Source organism: Paraburkholderia sp. JPY465, assembly GCF_050436725.1.
GTDB lineage: Bacteria > Pseudomonadota > Gammaproteobacteria > Burkholderiales > Burkholderiaceae > Paraburkholderia > Paraburkholderia youngii.
On record NZ_JBNDMT010000003.1, the window covers coordinates 228,014 to 245,974 of the forward strand.

The 17,961-nt window shown below is 65.6% G+C and carries 14 protein-coding genes; 10 read left to right on the forward strand and 4 right to left on the reverse strand.

Translation table 11 applies throughout. From position 1 onward, the window contains the following. Nucleotides 1-47 precede the first annotated feature (47 nt). Together QFZ94_RS15610 and dacB are read right to left on the reverse strand one after the other, a co-directional pair. On the reverse strand, nt 48-1,058 hold the full coding sequence (locus QFZ94_RS15610) for a sterol desaturase family protein (protein ID WP_410848569.1): 1,011 nt from the start codon (nt 1,056-1,058) through the stop codon (nt 48-50). Nucleotides 1,059-1,246: 188 nt separating this feature from the next. Beyond that, nucleotides 1,247-2,830, reverse strand: coding sequence for a D-alanyl-D-alanine carboxypeptidase/D-alanyl-D-alanine endopeptidase (gene dacB / locus QFZ94_RS15615; protein ID WP_429461833.1), 1,584 nt, complete (start codon nt 2,828-2,830; stop codon nt 1,247-1,249). Between the two features lie 315 nt (nt 2,831-3,145). Here dacB and QFZ94_RS15620 point away from each other — a divergent pair, with 315 nt between their 5' ends. The 6 genes from QFZ94_RS15620 (at nt 3,146) to QFZ94_RS15645 (ending at nt 8,864) form a co-directional block, all read left to right on the forward strand. Next, nucleotides 3,146-3,808 (forward strand): response regulator, encoded by a 663-nt coding sequence (locus QFZ94_RS15620; RefSeq protein ID WP_429458018.1) that lies wholly within the window; start codon nt 3,146-3,148, stop codon nt 3,806-3,808. Between the two features lie 4 nt (nt 3,809-3,812). Continuing rightward, nucleotides 3,813-5,111: an ATP-binding protein gene (locus QFZ94_RS15625; RefSeq protein ID WP_429458020.1), complete on the forward strand. Its 1,299-nt coding sequence runs from the start codon at nt 3,813-3,815 to the stop codon at nt 5,109-5,111. 168 nt (nt 5,112-5,279) lie between these two features. Continuing rightward, nucleotides 5,280-6,806, forward strand: coding sequence for a DegQ family serine endoprotease (locus QFZ94_RS15630; protein ID WP_429458022.1), 1,527 nt, complete (start codon nt 5,280-5,282; stop codon nt 6,804-6,806). Nucleotides 6,807-7,072: 266 nt separating this feature from the next. Continuing rightward, the gene (locus QFZ94_RS15635) at nt 7,073-7,567 is read left to right on the forward strand and encodes a carboxypeptidase regulatory-like domain-containing protein (RefSeq protein ID WP_429458024.1); all 495 of its coding nucleotides are present in this window, start codon (nt 7,073-7,075) and stop codon (nt 7,565-7,567) included. A 147-nt stretch (nt 7,568-7,714) separates the two neighbouring features. Then, entirely contained in the window at nt 7,715-8,095 is a 381-nt protein-coding gene (locus tag QFZ94_RS15640; RefSeq protein ID WP_013090413.1) for a DUF427 domain-containing protein, read from the forward strand. Between the two features lie 34 nt (nt 8,096-8,129). Further along, the gene (locus QFZ94_RS15645) at nt 8,130-8,864 is read left to right on the forward strand and encodes a CoxG family protein (protein ID WP_429458026.1); all 735 of its coding nucleotides are present in this window, start codon (nt 8,130-8,132) and stop codon (nt 8,862-8,864) included. A 107-nt stretch (nt 8,865-8,971) separates the two neighbouring features. Here QFZ94_RS15645 and QFZ94_RS15650 read toward each other — a convergent pair whose 3' ends face one another. Further along, entirely contained in the window at nt 8,972-9,967 is a 996-nt protein-coding gene (locus QFZ94_RS15650; RefSeq protein ID WP_429458028.1) for a helix-turn-helix domain-containing protein, read from the reverse strand. A gap of 174 nt (nt 9,968-10,141) precedes the next feature. On the opposite strand from QFZ94_RS15650, the gene QFZ94_RS15655 reads away from it, so the two are divergent. Then, a complete protein-coding gene (locus QFZ94_RS15655; protein ID WP_429458031.1) occupies nt 10,142-10,780 on the forward strand; it encodes a cysteine hydrolase family protein in 639 nt (212 codons plus the stop codon). A 94-nt stretch (nt 10,781-10,874) separates the two neighbouring features. Here QFZ94_RS15655 and QFZ94_RS15660 read toward each other — a convergent pair whose 3' ends face one another. Next, the gene (locus QFZ94_RS15660) at nt 10,875-11,516 is read right to left on the reverse strand and encodes a TetR family transcriptional regulator (protein WP_368583957.1); all 642 of its coding nucleotides are present in this window, start codon (nt 11,514-11,516) and stop codon (nt 10,875-10,877) included. A gap of 426 nt (nt 11,517-11,942) precedes the next feature. On the opposite strand from QFZ94_RS15660, the gene QFZ94_RS15665 reads away from it, so the two are divergent. From QFZ94_RS15665 to QFZ94_RS15675, 3 genes are read left to right on the forward strand one after another with little or no spacing between them, the layout of a single operon-like run. Beyond that, the gene (locus QFZ94_RS15665; RefSeq protein WP_429458034.1) at nt 11,943-13,166 is read left to right on the forward strand and encodes an efflux RND transporter periplasmic adaptor subunit; all 1,224 of its coding nucleotides are present in this window, start codon (nt 11,943-11,945) and stop codon (nt 13,164-13,166) included. Nucleotides 13,167-13,184: 18 nt separating this feature from the next. Then, a complete protein-coding gene (locus tag QFZ94_RS15670; RefSeq protein WP_368583955.1) occupies nt 13,185-16,415 on the forward strand; it encodes an efflux RND transporter permease subunit in 3,231 nt (1,076 codons plus the stop codon). 1 nt (nt 16,416) lies between these two features. Further along, nucleotides 16,417-17,931: an efflux transporter outer membrane subunit gene (locus QFZ94_RS15675; protein WP_429458037.1), complete on the forward strand. Its 1,515-nt coding sequence runs from the start codon at nt 16,417-16,419 to the stop codon at nt 17,929-17,931. The last annotated feature ends 30 nt before the right edge of the window (nt 17,932-17,961 follow it).

Here is a 17,961-nt window from a genome sequence, read left to right on the forward strand (position 1 = left end):
GGCGGCGTCCACCGCGTTGGCGGCGTGACGACAGCTTACAGAATCTTCTACGGCCTGCGCGATGTCCGCAGCGCGGCCGTATGGTTGGTGTTCAAGCCGGGTAGTTCGGCGGAAGCTTTGCTCATGATGTCGTTCGTACCCGCATGCGTATGCAAGTTCGATCCCGCGTGGAGGCCGCTGGCGCCGCCAGGCAACACCGCGCGCTGCTGCGCATGATAAGCGGCGGCCCAGGCGGGCGGCGCGAACAGCGCGCTCCACTTGTTGCGCCAGCCGCGCACGCTCGCGAAGTCCGCGGCCATCGACGCCCATTCGTGAAACGTCGCCTTCAGCGGGTTGTACGTGTAAAGCGGCTCGACGATGCCGTACTGCGGCGCCTCGTGCGGATCTTCGTCGACGTAGCTGCCGAACAGGCGATCCCAGATCACCAGTACACCTGCGTAATTGCGATCGATGTAGCGATCGTTGCGCGCATGATGCACACGATGGATCGACGGCGTGTTGAACACGTACTCGAGCCAGCCGAGCTTGCCGATCACCTGCGTATGCACGAAGAACTGGAAGCCGAGATTGATCAGCACGATCGCGACGATCTGCTTAGGGGCAAAGCCGAGGAACGCGAGCGGAATCCAGAACACCCACATGCCGGAGATCGGATACATCAGGCTCTGGCGGAACGCGGTCGAAAAATTCATCCGCTCCGACGAGTGGTGCACGACGTGCGCGGCCCACAGCCAGCGCACCCGATGACTGCAGCGATGAAACACGTAATAGAGCAGGTCCTGCGCGACGAACAGCACGACGAACGACAGCCACGTCGCCGGCCATGTATGAATGCGGTAGTGCTCGTAGAAGAACGCGTAGACAGGGATGATCGCGAGCCATGCGAGCTTGTCGGCCGCCTGCTGCAGCAGCGCGAGGGCGGCGTTGCACAGCGTGTCGCGCCAGCTGTAGAGCCTCTCGGCCGGGCGCGTGCGGCTCGCGTGCCACGCCTCCCAGCCGATGCAGGCAAGAAAGACGGGCGCCATGGCGAGCAGCAGCAATTCGGCATCGAATTGCATCGTGTCTCCCTTCCTGGTCCCTGACCGCCGCGCGGTACGCGGCGGGTGGTGTCGTTATCGTTGGTGAAGGTCGCGCGGTCCGACGACCGGCGCCCTGCGCGGCAAGCGCGTGATGTCGCGCACCGCATGTTGCCCGACAGCGTACACGGTTAGAAGCTTGCCGCGCGCGGCATCGCTAGAAGGAATACTCAGTGGCCGCCGCGCTTGCGCGGGTTTTTCCTGGGCTTCTCGCGCACTTCCTCGATGGGCGCGGAGACCTTCGTGAAGCCCTGCGACGGGCCTTCGTACACCCATTCGAGCAGCGCGTCGTGCGCGGCGCGCGCCGCTTCCGAATGCGGATCGTTGATCAGGCTGACGACGATGTAGCTGTTGCCGTCGGCCGATGCGACGTAGCCCGCGATCGCGCGCACGTCGCGCAGCGTGCCGGTCTTGATATGGGCGTTGCCGCCCGCGCCCTGGCTGGTCAGGCGGTTGCGCATCGTGCCGTCGACACCGGCGATCGGCAGCGAATCGACGAACACCTGCGCGACCGGGCTCGCGTTCGCGCGCTGCAGCACATCGGCGAGCGCGAGCGCGGTGATGTGTTCGTCGCGCGACAGGCCCGAGCCGTTGTCGAGCGATAGGTATTCGGTGTTCAGGCTGTCGCGCGTCAGGAAAGCCTCGACCGCGCGCGCGGCTTTCGCGGGTGTGGCGGGCGCCCTTTCCTCGGCGGCGCCGATCGTCAGGAACAGGTTGCGCGCCATCGTGTTGTTGCTGAACTTGTTGATGTCGCGAACGATGTCCGACAGCATCGGCCCCTCATGCGTCGCGACGAGCTTCGCGCCGACGGGCACCGCGCCTTCGCGGATCGTGCCCGTGAAGGTGCCGCCAGTTTGCTGCCACAGCGCGAGGAAGCCGCGCGCGAAGAACGTCGAGTGATCCAGCACCGCGACGTTGATCGTGCGCGAGTCGCAACGCACCGGCAGGTCGCCGATGAACGACGCAACGAGTGTGCCGTCAGGCTGTGGCGTGACGGTCGGCGTCGGCAGTTCGCCGCGGCATGGGCCGTTCGTCGCGCGCAACTGGTTGTCGATGCGCAACTGAGCGAGCGCGGGCAGCACGTCGATCGCCACTGTGCCGTCCGGCGATGGCGTCAGCGTGAACGACAGCGATTTGAACGCGTACAGAAGCGGATCGGGGCCGACGTTGTACGGCGCGTTCACGTCGTCGTCGAACGCGGGCAGGTCACGGGTCGACGGATCAAAGTAGCGCTTGTCGAGCACCAGCGCGCCGTCGATGCCGTTGATGCCCGCCTTGTGAATCTTCTGCACGAGGTCGATCAGCTCTTCGGGCACGAGCTTCGGGTCGCCGGTGCCCTGGATGTACAGATTGCCGTGCAGCACGCCGCTCGCGTCGAGCGGGCCGTCCGCGTATGCGCTGGTGCGCCAGCGGTAGCCGGGGCCGAGGATCGACAGGCCTGCATAGGTGGTGACGAGCTTCATCGTCGAGGCGGGCATCATCGGCTTGCCGGCGTTCAGCGCGAGGATCGGCGTGCGATCGCCGACCTTTTCGACGACCACGCTGATCGACGACAACGGCACGTGCGCGCGGTGCAGACCGGCCATCACCGGTTGCGGCAGTACCGTCGTGACGTTGACGCTCGGATGGGTGGCCTTGATGCGTGCCTGCGCGGCCAGCGGCAGCAGCGCGCCCGCGCCGAGCGCGGCGGCGCAGAGCCAGACGGCCGCGCGCGTCGCGAAGCGGTTAGGCATGAAGACTGCGCGATGGAGCATACGGCGCGAGCGCAGCGCCATAGGGCGTGCGACGGAAGACAGAAAAGCGTGCGTCATGAACGGGTGAACGGGAGAACGGACGAGCGGGATTTCAAGGTGTGCTGCGCGCGGCGTGCGCGGGAGAATGAAACGGCAAGCTGGGCGGTTCGATGGCGCGGTAGCGCGCCGTCGCGCTGCCCAACGGCCGTCGCGCGACGCAAAGCGCCCATTGTAGTGACATGCTGCGACGCTGCGGTGAAAAAAGCGCCACACACCGCGCAGGCCGGAAGCGGGCGCTAGAATGCGGCATCATCCAATGATTTGGAACGGACAACCATGCGCATCCTGCTAGTCGAAGATGACCGGATGATCGCCGAAGGCGTGCGCAAGGCGCTGCGCGGCGAAGGCTTTGCCGTCGATTGGGTCGAGGACGGCGAAGCGGCGCTGCACGCGGCGGCCGCCCAGCCTTACGACCTCGCGTTGCTCGACCTCGGTCTGCCCAAGCGCGACGGTCTCGAAGTGCTGCGCGCACTGCGCGCGCGCGGCAATGCGCTGCCGGTGCTGATCGTCACCGCGCGCGACGCGGTGGCCGATCGTGTCAAAGGCCTCGACGCCGGCGCTGACGATTACCTTGTCAAACCTTTCGATCTCGACGAACTCGGCGCGCGCATGCGAGCGCTGATCCGGCGCCAAGCCGGCCGCAGCGATTCGACGATTCGCCACGGCAACTTGACCCTCGATCCCGCGTCGCACCAGGTGACGCTCGATGGCGCGCCGGTCGCGCTGTCCGCGCGCGAATTCGCGTTGCTCGAAGCGCTGCTCGCGCGGCCCGGCGCGGTGCTTTCAAAGAGCCAGCTCGAGGAAAAGATGTACGGCTGGGGCGAGGAGATCGGCAGCAACACCGTCGAGGTCTATATCCACGCGCTGCGCAAGAAGCTCGGCGCCGATCTGATCCGCAACGTGCGCGGGCTGGGCTACATGATCGCGAAGGACGCCTGAGCCGATGCGCTCGATTCGCCGACAACTGTTGTTCTGGCTGCTGGCGCTCATGCTGCTCGGCGTCGGCATCGCGGGTTGGCTGATCTACCGGCAGGCGCTCGCCGAAGCGAACGAACTGTTCGACTACCAGCTCGAGCAGATCGCCGCGGCGCTGCCGGCGGAACCTTTCTCGCAGGTGCTCGGCCGCGATACCGGCGACGAGGGCATCGTGCTTCAGATCTGGAACCGCAACGGCATGCTGATGTATTACTCGCGGCCGCGCGCGCCGCTCGCGCCGCGCGCCGAACTGGGTTTTTCGACCGAGCGCACCGACCGCGGCGAATGGCGCGTGTATGGCGCGATCGTCGGCGATAACGTCGTGCAGCTCGCGCAGCCGCTGTCGGTGCGCAACCGGCTCGCCGCCGATGTCGCGCTGCGCACGCTGTGGCCGCTGATCGTGCTGCTGCCTCTGCTCGGGCTCGCGGTGTGGGTGATCGTCGGCCGTGGGCTACAGCCGCTGCGGCGCGTGACGAGCGCGCTCGACTTGCGTCATCCCGAAGCGCTTGATCCATTGCCCGATCAGCGTCTGCCGCTCGAAGTGCGGCCGCTCGTGCGGGCGCTGAACGGGCTGCTGCAGCGGCTCGCGACCGCGCTCGATATCCAGAAAGCTTTCGTTGCCGATGCCGCGCACGAATTGCGCACGCCGCTTGCCGCGGTACAGATTCAGGCGCAACTGGTTGCGCGAGCCAAGGACGACACGGCCCGCGGCGAAGCGCTCGCGGATTTGCAGGCGGGCGTCACGCGCGCGACGCGGCTCGCCGAGCAACTGCTCGCGCTCGCGCGCGCCGAGCCGGACGGCGCCGCCGTCGCCGGGGCGCTCGATCTGCGCGAGCTGCTTCAGGAGTGCGTCGCGACCTACGCGCCGCTCGCGCTGAATCGCGGCGTCGACCTCGGCATCGAGGCGAGCGAGCCTGCCAGCGTGACCGGCGACGCCGAAGCGCTGCGCGTGATGTTCAACAACCTCCTCGACAACGCGACCAAGTACACGCCGCGCGGCGGCAGTGTCGACGTCAGCCTGCGCGTCGAGGACGGCCGTCCGGTGGTGCGGATCGCCGATAGCGGCCCCGGCATCGATCCGGCCGATCGCGAGCGCGTATTCGACCGCTTCTATCGCGCGGGAGCGGGCGCGAACCGCGCGCGCACCGACGTGGCGGGCAGTGGCCTCGGTCTCGCGATCGTGCGCCGGATCGCCACGCAACATCATGCTCAAGTCTCGCTCGATGATTCGCCGGCCGGTGGTTTACAGGTCATCGTCCGCTTTTGAGCATGGTGGTTTACTGTTCGGCCAAAACCGGCGTTCATGCCGTTGCGACGGGCTGTTGCGGGCGGTCCGATAAGGTTCCCGCGATCTGGCGCTGCTTAAGATTCTTTTAAGTGACGCCCCTTACGCTCCTCGACATCCAAAGTCACTTTCTCCAGTCAGGAGCTCATGATGAACGCGAAAACCTTGTCCCGCGGCGCCGTTGCGGTAGCTGTGGCCGCTGCGCTTTCAGCCGGCTATGTGGCGGGCCATCGCGATGTGCCCGCACCGCAGATCATCTCGCCGGCGGAAGCCGCCGCGATGATGCCGGCCGAGGCTGCCGCCAAAACTGGTATCCCCGATTTCTCCGGTCTCGTCGAGACCTACGGTCCGGCCGTCGTCAACATCAGCGCGAAGCACGTGGTCAAGCAAGCGGCGATGCGCGGTAATGGCGGCAACCGCCATGGCAACCAGTTGCCGATCGATCCGAACGATCCTTTCTATCAGTTCTACAAGCGGTTCTTCGGCGGCGTGCCTGGCATGCAAGGCGGCGATGGCGGCGACGGCGGCGACTTGCCCGACCAGCCGAGCTCGAGCCTCGGCTCGGGTTTCATCATCAGCAACGACGGCTACATTCTGACGAACGCGCACGTGGTCGATGGCGCGAACGTCGTCACCGTGAAGCTCACCGACAAGCGCGAGTTCAAGGCGAAGGTGGTTGGCGCCGACAAACAGTCCGACGTCGCCGTGCTGAAGATCAACGCGAGCGATCTGCCGACCGTGAAGATCGGCGATCCGCGCCAGAGCAAGGTTGGTCAGTGGGTCGTCGCGATCGGCTCGCCGTATGGCTTCGACAACACCGTGACCTCGGGCATCATCAGCGCGAAGTCGCGCACGCTGCCCAACGAAAACTACACGCCGTTCATCCAGACCGATGTGCCGGTGAACCCAGGCAACTCGGGTGGTCCGCTCTTTAATCTGCAAGGCGAAGTCATCGGCATCAACTCCATGATCTACTCGCAGACGGGCGGCTTCCAGGGTCTGTCGTTCGCGATCCCCATCAGCGAGGCGATCAAGGTCAAGGACGATCTCGTTAAGACCGGTCACGTGAGCCGCGGACGCCTCGGCGTCGCAGTGCAGGGCTTGAACCAGACGCTCGCCGAGTCGTTCGGCATGCAGAAGCCGCAAGGCGCGCTGGTCAGTTCGGTCGACGCCAACGGTCCGGCGGCCAAAGCTGGCTTGCAGCCGGGCGACGTGATCCTGTCGGTGAATGGCGACGAAGTCAACGATTCGACGGATCTGCCGTCGAAGATCGCAGGCCTCGCGCCGGGCAGTTCGGCGACGCTGAAAGTGTGGCGCGATAAGGCCAGCAAGGACCTGAAGGTGACGATTGGTTCGTTCTCGGACGCGAAGGTCGCGTCGGCGAGCAAGACCGATCAGCAGACTCAGTTGCAAGGCCGTCTCGGGGTCGCGGTGCGGCCGCTGACGCCGGAAGAGAAGAGCAGCGCGTCGGTGTCGCACGGTCTGCTCGTGCAGCAGGCGGGCGGTGCGGCGGCGAGCGCCGGCATCCAGGCGGGCGACGTGATTCTCGCGGTCAACGGCCGTCCGGTCACGAACATCGATCAGTTGAAGCAGATGATCTCGGGCGCAGGCAACAGCATTGCGCTGCTGATCCAGCGGGACAACGCGCAGATTTTCGTGCCTGTTGACCTCGGCTGATCCAGTTACCCGGGCGTTTCGAAGGGATCGCCCACCCCAGTTTGAGCTGTAGTAGCGATTGCCGGTCCTTTGCATTTACTGCAAGGACCGGCTTTTTTTCGCCTATCCACCGCGCTGCCGCGAGCGGCATGGACAGACCGAGGGGCGTCAGGCGGCTTGATGCCACGATGGTGATGCATGTTGGTTGACGCTGCCGGGCGGTTGGCACGTAGGTTGCTTAACCCGTTCAGGGTCCGAGCAAGGACTCGAACAAGGAGAGCGAACTGATGGAAATGCAACGCAAGCAGCAAAAGATCGTAGCCGCCGCGCTGTGCGTGGCGCTCACGCTCGGACTGGCGGGCGGCGCATACGCGCAGCAGGCGGGAGTAACGGGTGGCTCGACGACCGACAACACCAGCGCGGGCAACACCAACGGCGGCGGTCTGCCACAAGTCCAGCAGCAGGGCGACGTATCGTACGTATCGGGCGGTGTCGGCCTCGACGAATCGCGGGCGCTGCGACAAGCGCGAACCCAGTGGCCACTGACCTTGCGTTTCACCGGACCCAACGCCGATTTTCTGGCCGATGTGCACGTGCGCATCGTGGATGCACATAACAGCGAAGTGCTGAACACGACGTCGCGCGGACCATTCATGCTGGTGCGCCTGAGCCCCGGCAGCTATACGGTGCACGCGAACTACAACGACCGCGAACAGACGCGCTCGGTCAGTGTGCCCGCGCACGGCAACGTCAAATCGGCGTTCACCTGGAACGTGAAGTAGCGGCTCGATCCGTCCGCCGCGGCGCAGGAAGCGCGCGCAATCGGCCGGAGTTTGGCCGATAATGAAGCCACGGGCGTGTCCCGTGGCTTTGCCGTTCATGCGGCAACAGCCGGTAGTGCAGCGCCCACCCCACCATGGAGCCTGGACATGAGTGATGCGTCGACATCTGCGGAGCGGCCCGACGGCCATACCATCGTGATTCGCGACAACGGCCATCGCGTGCGCGTGATTCACGGCGGCGTGACGATGGCCGACACCCAGGCTGCGCTGACGCTATCGGAGACCGGCCTCGCCGACGTGTTCTATTTCCCGCGCGAGCACGTGAATATGGCCCGGCTCGAACGCTCGACACACACGTCGCATTGCCCGTTCAAGGGCGACGCATCGTACTTCCATCTGCGCACCGAAGATGGCGTGATCGAGAACGCTGTGTGGTGTTACGAAGCGCCGTTCGAGCAGGTCAGTCGCATCAAGGGCTATCTCGCTTTTTACGCATCGCGCGTCGACCGCATCGATCAGACGTCCTGATCCCGCAGTCGCGCGTTCATCGGGGGAGGTTGTCATGGAACTGAACGACGCGTTACGGATTCCACTGCCGCCATCCGAGGTCTGGGACGCGTTGCAGGACCTCGCGCTGTTGCGTGCCAGCCTCGACAACTGCGAATCGTTCGTGCGTCTCGCCCACGGCGAATATGCGCTGACGATGACCGTTCCGCTCGGCCCGTTGCGCGCGCATTATCAGGCGCGCGCGCACGTTGCCGGCCAGGATTCCGGCCCGGCGGACGCGCAGCGCCGCACCATCAACTTCAAGGCACGAGCCGAGGGCATCGGCGCGTTGCGCGGTCAGATCGAAGTGCGTTTGCGCGCGGACGACGGGCGCGAGCGCGGCACGCGCATCGATTACACGTTGTGGGCAACGTCGTCGGGTCCGCTCGCCGAGTTGCCCACGCGCCAGCTCGAGAACGCCTTGCGGCAGATCGCCGACGACTTTTTCGCCGAGTTCGACGCGGTCGTGCGCGCCAAGCACGGCAAGGGGCCGAACCGCGCGAGCGGCGCGGCGCCGCGTCGCCAGTACGTTTTTTTGCGGCCGATCACGCTCGGCGGCATCGCACGGCGCACCCGCATCGAGCACGGCCAGGCGCTGCCCGGACGCGCGGCAAGCGCGTCGCACAGCTGGTCGCATGGCGTGCCGCATCAAGAGCCTGGTCAGCATGTCGTGCCCTACTGGGCGTGGGCCGGGATGATCTTTCTGGTCGCGCTGTTGTTGTATGTCGCGCGCTGGCTCAGCGAGCATTGACGCGGCGCGTCGCGCGCAGCGCCGGATGCAACGCGCGAGCAACACGCCGCGCGACTACGAAATTCCGGTGGCCCACTACGAAATAGCGGTGCTCCCGCCACCGTCATCTAATTCCCGCGAAACTCCCGCCGCCAAGCGCTAGGCGACGTTCGAAACGCGTCCGCGAAATGCTGCCGCAGCGATGCGGCCGAACCGAATCCGGCGCTCGCCGCGATCGCTTCGACCGACTCGTCGGTGCTTTCCAGCAGTTGTTGCGCCCGCGCGAGCCGCTGCGCGAGCAGCCACGCGCCGACGGTGGTGCCGGTCGTGAGCCGGAAGCGTCGCGTGAAGGTGCGGCGGCTCATCAACGCGCGCGCGGCCAGTGTGTCGAGCGTATGCGGCGCGGCCAGGTTGCCGCTCACCCAGTCGAGCAGACCAGACAGACGATCGCCGCGCGGATTCGGCGGCATCGGCTGCTGCACGTATTGCGCCTGACCACCCTGGCGATGCGGCGACACGACCAGCCGGCGCGCGACGTGGTTCGCTACCCGTGCGCCGCAAATCTTGCGCAGCACGTGCAGGCAGCAGTCGAGGCCGGCGGCGGTGCCGGCCGAGGTCAGCACGTTGCCGTCGTCGACGTACAGCACGTCGGGGTCCAGCCGCACGCGCGGATACCGGCGCGCGAAGTCGTCGGCCCAGGCCCAGTGCGTCGAAGCGGGCCGTCCATCGAGGATGCCCGCCGCGGCCAGCACGAAAGCGCCGAGGCACAGGCCGACGAGCAGTGCGCCGCGCTCGTGCGCGGCCCTCAGTGCATCGAGAAGAGCGGCGGGCGGCGTTTCGTCGGGGTCGCGCCAGCTCGGCACGATGATCGTCTGCGCGTCGGCAAGCGCTTCGAGTCCGTGCGTAACCGCGATCGAGAAGCCCGCGGTCGTCGCGAGCGCGCCGGTCTCCGCGGCGCAGACGCGGAAGTCGAAGGCGGGGACACCGCCGCCGCGGCGGTCCTCGCCGAACACCACGCATGGCACCGACAGATGGAACGGGCTGATGCGGTCGAACGCGACGACGGCGACGACGTGGCGCGGCACCTGAGCGGAGATATCGTCGGAAGTTGCGAAGGTGGTCATGCCGCACGCCTCATTCATGAAATGCCAGAAGTATGGCCCGATTCTAGCGAAGCTTGTCATCCGGGCCGCTGTCGGCGCGCAGACAGCGGCGCAACAATCCCGTCATTGCCGTCGCGCCGCAGCCATCGCGCTGGGCGCGCGCCATTGACCGTTTTTCTGACAAGGAGCCTTGCCATGAGCACACCCGCGCCGCGCCGTGCGCTGATCGTCATCGACGTGCAGAACGAATACGTGAGCGGCGACCTGCCGATCGAATTTCCGGACGTGCGCACGTCGCTCGCCAACATCGGTCGCACGATCGATGCCGCGCGCGCCGCCGGCGTGCCGGTCGTCGTCGTGCAGAACGTCGCGCCCGCCACTTCGCCGCTGTTCGCGCGCGGCAGTGCCGGTGCGGAACTGCACACGGTCGTGAGTTCGCGCGCTCACGATCATTTCGTCGAGAAGTCACTGCCGAGCGCATTCGCCGGCACCGATCTGGCCGACTGGCTCGCCGCCCGGCAGATCGATACGCTGACCGTAACCGGCTACATGACCCACAACTGCGATGCGTCGACGATCAACCACGCGGTGCATGCCGGCCTCGCCGTCGAGTTCCTGCACGACGCGACCGGCTCGGTGCCGTACGAAAACAGTGCGGGCTTCGCGAGCGCGGAAGAGATTCATCGCGTGTTCAGCGTGGTGCTGCAGTCGCGGTTCGCAGCGGTCGCGAGCACCGATCAGTGGATCGCGGCGCTCAAGAGCGGCGCGCCGCTCGAGCGCGGCAACATCTATGCGTCGAATCAGGCGGCGCGAGCGCGCCGGGCGGTTGCCTGAACCCGGCGCGCAGGCGGGTGGTCCGGTCCACAAATAGAAAACGGGCGGTTCACCGAACCGCCCGCTGCGCCAATCCTCAACGCTAGCGCGCTTCCTACGCCGCCTTTCTGCGCAACGCCGGACTGACGCGCAAGCCGTCGAACATCACTTGCACCATCTGCTGCGCGTGCGCGCCGAAGTCGGTTGCGTCGGGCAAAAACAGCATGTCGCGCAACGAGCCGCCGACGAACGCGTGCACCATCGCCGCGGCAAGCTTCGTGTCGAGGTCGGCGGGCATCTGGCCTTTCGAGATCGCGTTGCGCAGACCGCCCTCGAGCTTCGCGAGCCCCTCGCGCATGTTGGTCTGATAGCGTTCCATCACCGGCCCCATGTCTTCGACCAGCTCGCACTTCAGAAACAGGATGTCGAACACGCGGCGGCGGCGGGGATCGTTGGCGGTGTCGCGCAGGCAAACCACGCAGATTTCCATGATGCGCCCGAGCGGATCGATTTCGTTGGGATCGAGCGATGCCGCCTTCAGTTCGTCGAGCGGCAGCAGCACGCGGTCGAACATTTCGGTGAAGAGCTCGCTCTTGTGTGCGAAGTGCCAATAAATGGCGCCGCGCGTCACGCCCGCGGCCTGGGCGATATCGGCCAGCGACGTGCGCGATACGCCCTTCTGGAAGAAGATCCGTTCGGCCGCGTCGAGAATGCGGTTGCGCGTCTCCAGCGCCTCTTCTTTGGTTCTTCTGACCATATTGGTATGACCTGCGCTGATCCTGGGGTTTATGCGGGCGTTTTTAAGTCGGCCTGATGCCAATTTGACTATTTCTGCACCGAATTGCGACGCGAATTTGCGAGCCCCGATCCCTGGAAGATATAAACGCACTTTTACATGCATTCGTGAATGTATATATAATAGCACCCCACGATCGGATAGCCCAAGCCGTGACGACCGGTTAATATCCGTCACTGTTGTCTTCCAAAACGCTATCGCAGCCGCCAAACGGCGGTGCTGTGCGGCATTCCCCGGTATGGCGCATTCATAGCAGGGCGCCCTGCAGGCGCAGGTTTGCATCCGTGGGCTTCCGGTTGAGCGTCGAGAGACGCTTGTGTGCGCTGTCGTCCCCGGGGTAGGGATGCGCGCACTTTTTCATTCTCAGTCTTTGACAGAGGTCGCTCCATGCGCGTCGAACGGGTTCCATTCCGCTTAATCAGTGCCGCGACGGCTGCCATCTTGCTGGCGGCGTGCGGACCAAAACAATCTGCCCCGCCGCCCCAGACGCCCGAAGTCGGCGTCGTCACCCTTCAGCCGACGACCGTTCCCGTCGTCACGGAACTCCCCGGCCGTACCAGTGCCTTCCTCGTCGCGCAAGTGCGCGCGCGGGTCGACGGCATCGTGCTGCGCCGCGAGTTCACCGAAGGTAGCGAGGTCAAGGCCGGCCAGCGTCTGTACAAGATCGATCCGGCGCCCTTCATCGCGTCGTTGAACAACGCGAAGGCATCGCTCGCGAAGGCGCAGGCGAACCTCGTGACGACCACCGCACAGGCCAGTCGCTACAAGGTGCTGGTCGCGGCGAACGCGGTCAGCAAGCAGGACTACGACAACGCGGTCGCCGCCGAAGGCCAGGCCGCCGCCGACGTCGCCGCCGGCAAGGCCGCGGTCGATACCGCGCAGATCAACCTCGGCTATACCGACGTGACCTCGCCCGTGACCGGCCAGATCGGCGTGTCGCAGGTCACGCCGGGCGCCTTCGTGCAGCAGAGCGCGGCCACGCTGATGGCCACGGTCCAGCAGCTCGATCCGATGTACGTCGACCTCACGCAATCGAGCCTCGATGGTCTGAAGCTGCGCCGCGACATGCAGGAAGGGCGTCTGAAGACGACCGGCCCGGGCGCCGCGCAGGTCACGCTGGTGCTGGAGGACGGCCGCATCTATTCCGAGAAGGGCAAGCTGCAGTTCACCGACGTGACCGTCGATCCGGGCACTGGCTCGGTCACGGTGCGCGCGATCTTCAAGAACCCGAACCACGTGCTGCTGCCGGGCATGTTCGTGCGCGCGAAGATCGAAGAGGGCGTGAACCAGAACGCGCTGATCGTGCCGCAAGTCGGCGTCACGCACGACCAGAAGGGTCAGCCCACCGCGCTCGTCGTCGACAACGACAACAAGGTCGAGCTCCGTCAGCTCGTCACCTCTGGCACCTTCGGCTCGTACTGGGTGGTGTCGAACGGGCTGAAGCCGGGTGACCGCGTGATCGTCCAGGGCACCGAAAAGGCGCGGCCCGGCCAGCAGGTCAAGCCCGTGCCGGCGCAGCTGCCCGGCAACCCGGCGTCCGACGCGGCCGCGGGCGGCGCCCAGACAGCTCAACCCGCGGCTCAGCCTGCCTCCGCCGCTTCGGGCGCGTAATAACAGGGAGCCCGCCTCATGGCAAAGTTCTTTATTGATCGCCCGATTTTTGCATGGGTGATCGCCATCATCCTGATGCTCGCGGGTCTCGCGTCGGTGTTCACACTGCCGATCGCGCAATACCCGACCATCGCGCCGCCGGCCATCCAGATCAGCGCAACCTATCCGGGTGCTTCGGCGAAGACGGTGGAAAACACCGTGACGCAGGTGATCGAGCAGCAGATGAGTGGTCTGGACCACCTGCTGTATCTCGCGTCGACCTCTGACGACTCGGGCACGGCCACCATCACGCTGACGTTCGCGGCCGGCACCAACCCTGACATCGCCCAGGTGCAGGTGCAGAACAAGCTGCAGCTCGCCACGCCGCTGCTTCCGCAGGCGGTGCAGCAACTCGGCTCCCGAGTCACGAAGTCGAGCAGCAGCTTCCTGATGGTGATGGCGTTCGTGTCGACCGACGGCAGCATGAGCAAGTACGACCTCGCGAACTACGTCGCGTCGAACATTCAGGATCCGATCAGCCGTATCGACGGCGTGGGCACGGTGACGCTGTTTGGCTCACAGTACGCGATGCGGATCTGGCTCGACGCGAACAAGCTGAACAACTTCGGCCTGACGCCGCTCGACGTCGAAAGTGCGCTGCAGGCGCAGAACGTGCAGGTCGCGGGCGGCTCGCTCGGCGGCACGCCGTCGGTGCCCGGCCAGGTGCTGCAGGCCACGATTACGCAGGCCACGCTGCTCAATACGCCCGAGCAGTTCGGCAGCATTCTGCTGAAGGTGAACCAGGACGGCTCGCAGGTGCGTCTGCGCGACGTGTCGCACATCGAGCTCGGCGGCGAAAACTACAACTTCGACACCAAGTACAACGGTCAGCCGACGGCAGGCTTCGGTATCCAGCTCGCCACGGGCGCCAACGCGCTCGCCACCGCGAAGGCGGTGCGCACGAAGATCGCCGAACTGTCAAAGTACTTCCCGCACGGTCTGGTGGTGCAGTACCCCTATGACACGACGCCGTTCGTGCGTCTGTCGATCGAGGAAGTGGTCAAGACGCTGCTCGAAGGGATCGTGCTGGTGTTCCTCGTGATGTACCTGTTCCTGCAGAACCTCCGTGCCACGCTGATTCCGACGATCGCGGTGCCGGTGGTGCTGCTCGGTACGTTCGCGATCATGAGCGTGGTCGGGTTCTCGATCAACGTGCTGTCGATGTTCGGTCTCGTGCTCGCGATCGGCCTGCTGGTGGATGATGCGATCGTGGTGGTGGAAAACGTCGAGCGGGTGATGCAGGAGGAGGGTTTATCCCCTCGCGAAGCAACCCGCAAGGCGATGGGTCAGATCACCGGCGCGCTCGTCGGCGTGGCGCTCGTGCTGTCGGCGGTGTTCGTGCCGGTGGCGTTCTCGGGCGGCTCGGTGGGGGCGATTTACCGGCAGTTCTCGCTGACGATCGTCGCGGCGATGGTGCTGTCCGTGCTCGTCGCGTTGATTCTGACGCCGGCGCTGTGCGCGACGATCCTGAAGCCGATTCCGAAGGGGCATCACGAAAAAGCCACCGGCTTCTTCGGCTGGTTCAACCGTACCTTCAACAAGAGCCGCGACAAATATCACTCGGGCGTGCACCACGTGATCAAGCGCTCGGGCCGCTGGCTAATCATCTACATGGTGGTGATCTTCGCGGTGGGGCTGCTGTTCGTGCGTCTGCCGAAGTCGTTCCTGCCCGACGAAGATCAGGGCACGATGTTCGTGCTGGTGCAAACGCCGTCGGGTTCCACGCAGGAAACCACCGCGCGCGCGCTGAAGGACGTGTCGGACTACCTGCTGAACGACGAGAAGGCGATCGTCGAATCGACCTTCACGGTGAACGGCTTCAGCTTCGCGGGCCGTGGCCAGAACGCGGGTCTCGTGTTCGTGCGGATGAAGGATTACGCGCAGCGCCAGCACGCGGACCAGAAGGTGCAGGCACTGGTCGGGCGTTTGTTCATGCACTTCAGCAGCTACAAGAACGCGGTCGTGTACCCGGTCAATCCGCCGTCGATTCCTGAACTCGGCACCGCGGCGGGCTTCGACTTCCAGTTGCAGGACCGCGGGGGCATCGGTCACGCGAAGCTGATGGAAGCGCGCAACATGCTGCTCGGTCTGGCGGCGAAAGATCCGACGCTCGCGCAGGTGCGTCCGAACGGCCTGAACGATACGCCGCAGTTCAAGGTGAGCATCGACCACGAGAAGGCTTCGGCGCTCGGCGTGTCGCTTTCCTCAATCGACCAGACGTTCTCGATCGCCTGGGCCTCGGCGTACGTGCAGAACTTCCTCGACACCGACGGCCGGATCAAGAAGGTGTACCTGCAGGGCGACGCGCCGTTCCGGATGAAACCGGAAGACGTGAATGCCTGGTTCGTGCGCAACGGCGCAGGCGCGATGGTGCCGTTCTCGGCCTTCACGAACACCGAGTGGACCTTCGGTTCGCCGAAGCTCGAGCGCTACAACGGTATCTCGTCGGTGGAAATCCAGGGTGCTGCCGCGCCGGGCAAGTCCACCGGTCAGGCGATGGTGGCGATGGAACAGATCGTCACCAAGCTGCCGGCGGGTATCGGCTACGAGTGGACGGGTCTGTCGCTGCAGGAGCGTCAGTCGGGCTCGCAGGCGCCTATCCTGTACGGCATCTCGATTCTCGTCGTGTTCCTGTGTCTCGCGGCGCTGTATGAAAGCTGGTCGATTCCGTTCTCGGTGATCATGGTGGTGCCGCTCGGCGTGATCGGCGCACTGCTGGCTGCGACGCTGCGCGGGCTCGAGAACGACGTGTTCTTCCAGGTGGGTCTGCTGACCACCGTGGGTCTGTCGGCGAAGAACGCGATTCTGATCGTGGAATTCGCGCGCGAACTACAGCAGAGCGAAGGCATGGGGCCGATCGAGGCCGCGCTCGAAGCGGCGCGTCTACGGTTGCGACCAATTCTGATGACCTCGCTCGCGTTCATTCTCGGCGTGCTGCCGCTCGCGATCAGTAACGGCGCGGGCTCGGCCAGCCAGCACGCGATCGGTACCGGCGTGATCGGCGGCATGTTGACGGCGACCTTCCTCGCGATCTTCATGATCCCGATGTTCTTCGTCGTGATTCGCGCGAAGTTCGGCGGTGAGAAGGAAGACCCGGATGAGGCGCTGCGCCACTACGAACAGCACCATCCGCACGATCCGCAAGGCGGTGCGACGGGTGGCACGACCGACGGGTCGAATGGCAATGGCTCGGGCAAGGATGGGCATTGAGATGCAAAAACACTCTTTGATTGCAGTGGCGGTCGCGCTGCTCGCCACCGGTTGCACGCTGGCGCCGCACTACCAGCGGCCCGCGGCGCCCGTAACGGCGACCTTCCCGACCGGCGGCGTGTACGACCAGCAGCCGGGCGCGCAGGGCGCACGCAGCGCGAACGGCCAGGCCGCCGCCGACATCGGCTGGCGCAACTTCTTCGTCGATCCGCGTCTGCAGCAGCTGATCGAAATCGCGCTGAAGAACAACCGCGATCTGCGGGTGTCGGTGCTGAACATGCAGGCGTCGGCGGCGCAGTACCGCATCGTGCGTGCGGGTCTGTTCCCGACGCTCGACGCCGCGGCCTCGCAAAGCAGGTCGCGCACGCCGAAGGACCTGACGTTCACCGGCGTGACGATCTCCAACACGTATTCGGTGGGCTTGAACGCGTCGTGGGAAATTGACTTCTTCGGGCGCGTGCAGAGTCTGAAGGATCAGGCGTTGGCCAAGTATCTCGGCACCGCGCAGGCGCGCAAGGCCGCGGAAATTTCGCTGGTCTCGCAGGTGGCGAACCAGTACATGACGGTGCTCGAACTGGACGATCTGCTGAAGGTCACGCAGAACACGCTGGTTACGGCGCAGGAGTCATACCGGATCACCAAACTGCAGTTCGACAACGGCACGGGTTCGGAACTCGATCTGCGCCAGTCGCAAACGGTCGTCGAGACCGCGAGCGCGAACCTGCAGTCGCAGATGCGGTTGCGGGCCCAGGCCGATAACGCGCTGGTGCTGCTGATCGGCGAGCCGTTGCCGGCGGATCTGTCGCCAGGCCTGCCGCTGAGCGACCAGAATCTGCTCACGGATATTCCGGCGGGCCTGCCGTCCGATCTGCTGACGCGTCGTCCGGACATCATGGAAGCCGAGGAGAATCTGCTCGCGGCCAACGCGAACATCGGCGCGGCGCGCGCCGCGTTCTTCCCGCGGGTCACGCTGACCGGCAGCGCCGGCACGTTGAGTCCCACGCTCGGCGGGCTGTTCAAGCCGGGTTCGGCGGCATGGAGCTTCGCGCCGTCGATCACGCTGCCGATCTTCGAGGGCGGTCAGAACATGGCCAACCTCGATCTCGCCAACATCGAGAAGAACGTGCAGATCGCCACGTATGAAAAGGCGATCCAGACGGCCTTCCGTGAAGTGGCGGACGGACTGGCCGCGCGCGGCACCTACGACGAGCAGATCGCGGCGCTCGAGCGGGATGTCGCGGCCGAGCAGCGCCGGCTGGATCTGTCGACCCTGCGTTACAAGAACGGTGTCGACAGCTATCTGTCGGTGCTGACCGCGCAGACCGCGCTGTACGTGGCTCAGCAGGCGCTGGTGACCGCGCGCATGGAGCGTCTGCAGAACCTGGTCACGCTGTATCAGGCGCTCGGCGGCGGCTGGATCGAGCACAACGGCGACCAGCCGCGTCCCGCCGACGCGCCGGTCGACTACGGTGCAGCGAGCGCGCCGGTCGCGGCATCGGCGGCGACCGCGGGGTGAGCCCGGCAGGTTGATGAAACGCTGAAGCAA